We start from the raw sequence: 6010 nt of genomic DNA on the forward strand, positions 1-6010 counted from the left end.
ATGTAGTACTGGCCCTTCGCGTCCTTCGGCAGCTGGGTGATCTCGGGATGATTTTCGTAGGTCTTGTCCTTGTGGACCTTGATGTCGGGCTCGGACTTAACGGTATAGAACTCGTCGGTGGCATCGCCCGGTCGCCGCCATGTCGGGGTATTCCGAAGGATGGTCTCCTTGGTCTCTGTCCACAGTCCAGGACGAGTCAGCCGCGCCCACGCAATGAACGGACCAGGCGACGCGGCCGCCGCACCCCCGACGTCGGCAAGCAGTGGCCGGGCGCGTATCAACGGACCCAGTATCTCGCTGCTTCGCGCGAGCGCCTGGGCGACGGTCGCAGGGACCTTCACTACCTCGACCAGGCCGATCAACGCACGGATCGTGGTCGCGATCCTGGCGCCGTAGGCGGCCAGCAAGATCGCCATCCCACCCTGAGCCGCGACCGCGGAACCGCCACCTGTGAAGAAGGCGAAAATCGCACCAGCGGCCTGATCGGCAGCGATCAGCGCCATCATCTCGATGAGCGCACGTTTGATCGCGCTCTTGGTCTGCTCGACCGAACTGGCATAGGAGTAGCAGGAGTTCGCGAGGCTGTCGCAGACACCGGCCAGGTTCTCGAACTCGGTCTTGACGTTGTCGGCCTGTTCGAGGGCCTGGGCCGTTTCCGTGGTCTGCTGCGCCTCGATGAACTCCCGCGCACCGGGAAGGATCTGGGCCGCAACACGCAGCCCGCTGGCCATGTCGCGCCACGCGGCCCCGGTCATGCGTAGATCGTTGGGATCACCGTTGGGCCATACATGGCCTTCTACGTAGCCCTGGACCCAACTCCACCCGGTCGGTTCCGGGTCATCGCCACCGAAGGCATAAGGCGGCTCGGTCGGCTGATACACCGTCAGCGTCCCCGGCGGGAACACCAGATCATCCGGTTTGGGCTGTGGTGCCGACTGCGAGTTGGCGTTCGCATGATTTGCTGCGGTGAACTGGAGCAGATCGTGCATTTGCCCAACGGACAAGGCGAGGTCACCGAGCGCGTCCACAGTGTTCCACGCCGCTGTGTCGTAGTCGTTGGACCACTTCAAACCGGCATTGTCCGAGCCTGCGCAACCGGCACTGTGGTTGGTCAGGCCTGTGCAGAGTTGCCCGATCTGAAATGTCAGCGCGTAGTGGACGCGCTCGTACTCCGTGGCCGCCTTACTGAATCCTGCAGGATCTACCTTGATCGCAGGTGGCGCCATCAGGGCCACATCGCAGTGTTGGTGTTGATCGCAGTGGTGTAGTTGGTGTGCGCTGTACGGGCTACGTCGCGGAGCTCGCCGAGGTTCTCGCGCATCTCACCGACCCCGGCAACCCACTTGTCGTGCGCTGCTCGTTGGGCCGCCGCGGCGTCGCTGGACCAGGTCAGGTGCAGGTCGGCGATGTGTTGGTCGACTTCGCCCAGCCAGGTTTCGACGGAGGTTCCGAACTTGGCCATCGTGTCGATCGCGGCGTCGAGTTCATCGAGGTTGACCTTGTATTCGTCGGCACTTGTCATGAGAGATCCAGTACCGCGACTTTGGTGATCGCGTCGCGGGTGGCATTGTCTTGGAGTTCGTACTGGATCGCGGCATCGGCCAGGCCGTTGCGGATTGCTCCAGCGCGGCGATCACGGTCTCCGCGCCCGCCTTCCACTCCAGCCAGGACTCGTCATAGGCGCTGGCAGCTTTCCCCTGCCAGCCGTCCACGAGCAGTTCCTTACCGATCGTGTTGTCCAGGCGCGTGAGCTCGTCTCGGATGGTCTGAGCCTTGTCCTTGGCGAAACGTGCCGCGTCCCGAAGCCGTTCAACGTCGACTGCGAGCTCGTTCGACATGTTGCATCCCCCCTCCCTGTTGAGCAAATCGGTTACGACTATAGGACGCGGCGGAGCCGCTCCCGGTTCCATAGAACCTCAAGACCGGCCGCGAGATGCCTTTACGCAGGTGCCGCGCGGCAGCCAGCCACCTTGTATCGCACACACGGTCGTCGGGATAGGGGCAGGTGCGTCGCACCCGGAAGCACGGAAGTACCTGCCGCGGCCGGTAAACGAAAGCGACGGTGGCCGATGTCGGCGAACCGCCGCTCGGAACCAACCACCCTTCACCGTCGCGGCGCTAGGTCGTCCGTCGGCAGCCAGGACGCTAGCGTGGGGTGCATGATCGATCCGCCACGCACTGTCGTTCACCACGAATGGACTGTCTACGACGGAGCGCCGTGGCTACAGGTCACCTGCAACGAGATCACCACACCCGACGGCATCAACCGGTCACATCACGCGATCCGATTGAACACTGTCGCAACGGTGATCGCTGTCGACCAGCACGCACGGGTCCTGCTGATGCGCCGTCATCGCTGGATCGTGGACGCGATCGGGCTCGAGTCGCCCGGTGGAATCGTCGAAACCGGTGAAGACCCTGCCGCATGCGCGCGCCGGGAACCGTTGGAAGAAACAGGGTTCAAGGTCGGAACGTTGGATCTGATCGCCGACCTCGAACCGATGCCCGGACTGGTTCAAACCCGACATCTGGTCTTCCTCGGACGCGATCCACGCCAGGTCGCGGAACCGACAGACGGTGAGGAGGCCAGCCAGCTGATGTGGATTCCCCTCACCCACACAGCAGACCTGCTCGCCCGGGGGGAACTCCTGGGCGCAGGTACCTCAGTGGGAATGCTCACCGCCGCCTCACTACTTGCCAGCACGTCACTGCTGACTCCAACACAGTCGCAGGTCGCAGCATCCGCCCAACATCGAAACTTGTCCGGCGAGTCCGCCACCATGCGCGCATCCGACACAGGTCCAGGCGTCGAGGCGGGGACCTGATCCGTCGGTTCGCTCTCGCGGAGGGCTGACTCTGCGACGATTGATGCGTGACAAATCCGGTGAATCCTGCACAGTCCCTTGCCTTCTCCCCCACGGGGACACAGGGGCTGGAGCAGTTGGCTACCACGATCGGTGGTGGTGTGACGATCGTGTGCGGGTTCCCCGCCTCGGGCAAGACCACCGCCACCAGCGTGTTGTCGAGGTTGCTCAACGCTGTCGTGCTCGACAAGGACCAATTCGCGCCCCGGCTCGAGGAATCGGTGATGGCCGAGTTGACCGGCAACCCCTACGACCGTGACAGCGACCTCTACCGGCGCGTCGTCTCACCCCACCTATTTCTCAGGGGGTCGGGCATGGCGAGGGGGCGTATCTGACGAAGTCTGTGCAGCTCAGCGGCTTTCGAGTGGACCATAGCAGATCACGACAGTTGTGGTGCAGGTCAAATGGCGGGTCGCGGTTACTTCCGGCTCTTCGACATGATGATTCGATGGACAAACTCCTGGTGCTGGTTAATGGGCTTCCTGGCTCAGGTAAGTCGACGTTGGGACGCTCGCTAGCTCGGGCGTTGAACGCCCAGTTCTTGTCGAAGGACACTGTGAAGGACGCCCTCGCGACCTGCCTAGACGCCGCTGACCCTCGCGCCCTAGGCGGAATAGCGATGGACACGGTATGGGCACTGGCCAAGGCAGTCCCCGGCACCGTCATCGTCGATTCGGGTTTGTTAAATCCCCGCGACCGTCACGTAGCCCGGACCGGGATCTTGAACACCGAGGCCTCCCATGCCGTCGAGGTCTGGTGCGATGTCGATGCCGACACAGCAAGAACCCGCTACGCGAACAGAAATCGTCCAGCTCTCTACCAAGACGAACAACGTCTCGCTGTCGACTGGGACACGTGGGCGGCACAGGCTGCGCCCCTCGAGCTCACCGCCACGCTTGTCGTCAACACCACCAGTCCGGTCGACTGCTCACTCTTGGCCGACCGGATCCAGCTCATGGCCAGCCCCGTCACCAAAGAACACCGGCCGAACAGTTCTCAGTGACGCTCCACTCCACTTAATCTGACGGGACATGCGGATTCTGGACGACAGGTATGGCGGTCGGCCAGACTGGCCGCCAAGACCGCGCAGCCAGTGCCTCGCCTTCGCTACGCGGGACCCAGTAGATCCCACCGGTTGCCTGCGACGTCCAAGAAGACCGCGACACGGCCATACGGTTCGGACCGCGGTTGCGTCACGAACTCGACACCCGCTGCGACCAACCGCGCATACTCTGCCTGAAAGTCGTCGACCCGCAGGAAGAACCCCACACGACCCGCAACCTGATCGCCGATGGCATCTGTCTGCCGATGGCCATCCGCACGCGCGAGCAGGATCCCGGTCTGTGCACCAGGTGGACGTACTACTACCCAGCGCTTGGGCCTGCCGTCATTGGTCAGCGAAGGTACGTCCTCAACGAGCTCGAAGCCCAGCACCTTGACGAAGAATTCGATTGCGGGGTCGTACTCCGCTACCACGATCGCTACAAGCTCCAGATGCATCGGCTGAGCATAGGGAGCATAGGCCTCCGTCACTCAGACGTGGCCCCATCGCTGAAAGCGCCACCGGCTCCTATCGCCCCCCACCGAGTTCGGCTGGTACTCATACTCACAGTCGGGCGTGACGGACAGTGACCGCCATGCGGCGAAGCCTGCCGCGCATCCGACCGTCGGTGTCGGGCGCCAGCCTCACGCCGACTGTGTCGGCAATTCGGTCGGCTACCGCAGGCACCGGAGTCGTGTCGGTCCAGATATGGTCGGCAAACTCAGGTTTGCTCAGCTGCTCAAGACAGAAGTCGAGCCTGTCCACCGCGAACTGTTCTGCACGCAGCAACAGATCGCCTTGGCCGACTGCGCGCAGGATGGGCGCGAAACCGAGCCCGCGATCGCGGAGGCGGTCCAGAACTGTTTCCCGGCGGGCCAGCAACGCGAAATGTCGCACGTCGTGTCCTGTTTCCCGCAGCCGTCCGACTGTCTCGGCGAAGTATCGGGGTTCGGCGACAGTCATCGGTGCGATCACGACGCCGTCGTGCTCGCGAAGTACGTGGTCGAGTACCTCGAATACGCCCTGCCGCCAGCTTGGGTAGTCCTGGAAGTCGGCTCGAAGTCGTGGCGGCATCATCCGGTGCAACCCGTACCCCACCGCTTCGGGATCGCACACGATGCTGCCGGGAAGCCGCCGGTGTAGCTCGAATGCGGTCTGGGTCTTGCCGCCGCCGAAGGGTCCGTTGATCCAAAGCAACATGGCCACAACCCTATCCACGACCAGAGTCTGGAGCCGTGCACAGAGGAGCCGTCTGTGGATGGGCTCGAAGCGAACGTCCGACGTCACTGGCGCTTGTTCATGCTGGCGAACATCTCCCGGTTCGCGGCGCGAGCTGCTTCAAGGTCCTGGTTGCGTTCTTCCAGTTGGTTGCTCAACTCGACGACCTGCTGCTCGAGCGAGGTGATCTGCCGCTGCAGCTGGTCGATGTCGGTGGGTGCGCCGAGCCCGGATTCGCGCCATGCTGCTTCTCCGAGATTCTCGGACAGCTTCTTTTCCAGCTGCTTGTTGCGGCTGGCCAGGCGCGCGATTCGGGCTTGCGCGTTGGCGAGGTCGGCCTTCAGCGAGGCCATCGTCACCGGTACTGCGTTCCGATCGTCTGGTGAAGGTGTTGCCTGTGCCGTGTGGACTTGGGCGAGCAGGTCAGGGTGGCGATAGAGGAAAGTCCGGTCGACCCCGGCAGCGCGGGCGATCGCCGAGACACTGATCTCGCCGCCGTTCTTGTGTGCTGCGTTGAGTGCCTTGACAACTCGTTGTCTGCGCCGCGCCGAGTCGGCCTGGCGGCCATTGATCATGGTGTTAGGCATGGTCAGGCGCTCCTGTCTGGTCGGATGTCGGTCAGTGCCTGCCGGATCCGGGGCAAGCCAAGGCCGACGATGCCATTGCGGGCCCGACGGACGACAGCTACCGCTTCCTCGATCTGTGCCCGGTCCTCGGTGGTGAGTTCGTCGACGTCGGCCTTCATGCGTGAGATCAGGCGGCGGATGCGGGTGATCTCTTCGTCCGACGGCCTGGCTTCGGCTTTGGCCCAGTCGTCGGGCGCCGCGCACCCCCCCCCCCCTCGGTGGGGGGGGCCCCCCCCGCGGGGGCCGGATTGGCACCCAAA

Annotated in this window: 9 protein-coding genes and 1 pseudogene; 3 read left to right on the forward strand and 7 right to left on the reverse strand. The window is 63.6% G+C overall.

What is annotated here, in order from left to right; genetic code table 11:
• The 3 genes from ACFWPJ_RS22225 to ACFWPJ_RS22235 form a co-directional block, all read right to left on the reverse strand.
• Nucleotides 1-1226 (reverse strand): hypothetical protein (locus tag ACFWPJ_RS22225; protein ID WP_378854205.1); only part of this gene is annotated, 1226 nt, incomplete at its 3' end.
• Nucleotides 1226-1522: a WXG100 family type VII secretion target gene (locus ACFWPJ_RS22230; RefSeq protein ID WP_378854207.1), complete on the reverse strand. Its 297-nt coding sequence runs from the start codon at nt 1520-1522 to the stop codon at nt 1226-1228. The genes ACFWPJ_RS22230 and ACFWPJ_RS22225, both read right to left, overlap by 1 nt.
• On the reverse strand, nt 1485-1838 hold the full coding sequence (locus tag ACFWPJ_RS22235; RefSeq protein WP_378854209.1) for a WXG100 family type VII secretion target: 354 nt from the start codon (nt 1836-1838) through the stop codon (nt 1485-1487). The genes ACFWPJ_RS22230 and ACFWPJ_RS22235 overlap by 38 nt, the downstream gene beginning before the upstream one ends.
• 321 nt (nt 1839-2159) lie before the next feature.
• Here ACFWPJ_RS22235 and ACFWPJ_RS22240 point away from each other — a divergent pair, with 321 nt between their 5' ends.
• From ACFWPJ_RS22240 to ACFWPJ_RS22250, 3 genes are all read left to right on the forward strand, one after another.
• Entirely contained in the window at nt 2160-2825 is a 666-nt protein-coding gene (locus tag ACFWPJ_RS22240; protein ID WP_378854211.1) for an NUDIX hydrolase, read from the forward strand.
• A gap of 116 nt (nt 2826-2941) precedes the next feature.
• The gene (locus ACFWPJ_RS22245; RefSeq protein WP_378854213.1) at nt 2942-3199 is read left to right on the forward strand and encodes an AAA family ATPase; all 258 of its coding nucleotides are present in this window, start codon (nt 2942-2944) and stop codon (nt 3197-3199) included.
• A gap of 113 nt (nt 3200-3312) precedes the next feature.
• Complete coding sequence (locus ACFWPJ_RS22250) at nt 3313-3867, forward strand: AAA family ATPase (RefSeq protein ID WP_378854215.1); 555 nt, start codon at nt 3313-3315, stop codon at nt 3865-3867.
• 104 nt (nt 3868-3971) lie between these two features.
• Here ACFWPJ_RS22250 and ACFWPJ_RS22255 read toward each other — a convergent pair whose 3' ends face one another.
• From ACFWPJ_RS22255 to ACFWPJ_RS22270, 4 genes and pseudogenes are all read right to left on the reverse strand, one after another.
• A complete protein-coding gene (locus tag ACFWPJ_RS22255) occupies nt 3972-4364 on the reverse strand; it encodes a VOC family protein (RefSeq protein ID WP_378854217.1) in 393 nt (130 codons plus the stop codon).
• Between the two features lie 106 nt (nt 4365-4470).
• Entirely contained in the window at nt 4471-5193 is a 723-nt protein-coding gene (locus tag ACFWPJ_RS22260; protein ID WP_378854219.1) for an AAA family ATPase, read from the reverse strand.
• A complete protein-coding gene (locus ACFWPJ_RS22265; RefSeq protein WP_378854221.1) occupies nt 5190-5711 on the reverse strand; it encodes a DUF6262 family protein in 522 nt (173 codons plus the stop codon). Before ACFWPJ_RS22265 ends, ACFWPJ_RS22260 begins: the two co-directional genes overlap by 4 nt.
• Before the next feature lie 2 nt (nt 5712-5713).
• A pseudogene (locus ACFWPJ_RS22270) lies at nt 5714-6010 on the reverse strand (hypothetical protein); the annotation flags it as partial.

Origin of the sequence: Nocardia sp. NPDC058497 (genome assembly GCF_042720195.1) — a bacterium.
In the GTDB taxonomy this organism is placed as follows: domain Bacteria; phylum Actinomycetota; class Actinomycetes; order Mycobacteriales; family Mycobacteriaceae; genus Nocardia.

Excerpts from the sequence above, each read along its gene's own strand:
- ACFWPJ_RS22265 (WP_378854221.1), bottom strand. The coding sequence starts at position 5,711 with ATGCCTAACACCATGATCAATGGCCGCCAGGCCGACTCGGCGCGGCGC.
- ACFWPJ_RS22240 (WP_378854211.1), top strand. The coding sequence starts at position 2,160 with ATGATCGATCCGCCACGCACTGTCGTTCACCACGAATGGACTGTCTAC.
- ACFWPJ_RS22250 (WP_378854215.1), top strand. The coding sequence starts at position 3,313 with ATGGACAAACTCCTGGTGCTGGTTAATGGGCTTCCTGGCTCAGGTAAG.
- ACFWPJ_RS22230 (WP_378854207.1), bottom strand. The coding sequence starts at position 1,522 with ATGACAAGTGCCGACGAATACAAGGTCAACCTCGATGAACTCGACGCC.
- ACFWPJ_RS22235 (WP_378854209.1), bottom strand. The coding sequence starts at position 1,838 with ATGTCGAACGAGCTCGCAGTCGACGTTGAACGGCTTCGGGACGCGGCA.
- ACFWPJ_RS22255 (WP_378854217.1), bottom strand. The coding sequence starts at position 4,364 with ATGCATCTGGAGCTTGTAGCGATCGTGGTAGCGGAGTACGACCCCGCA.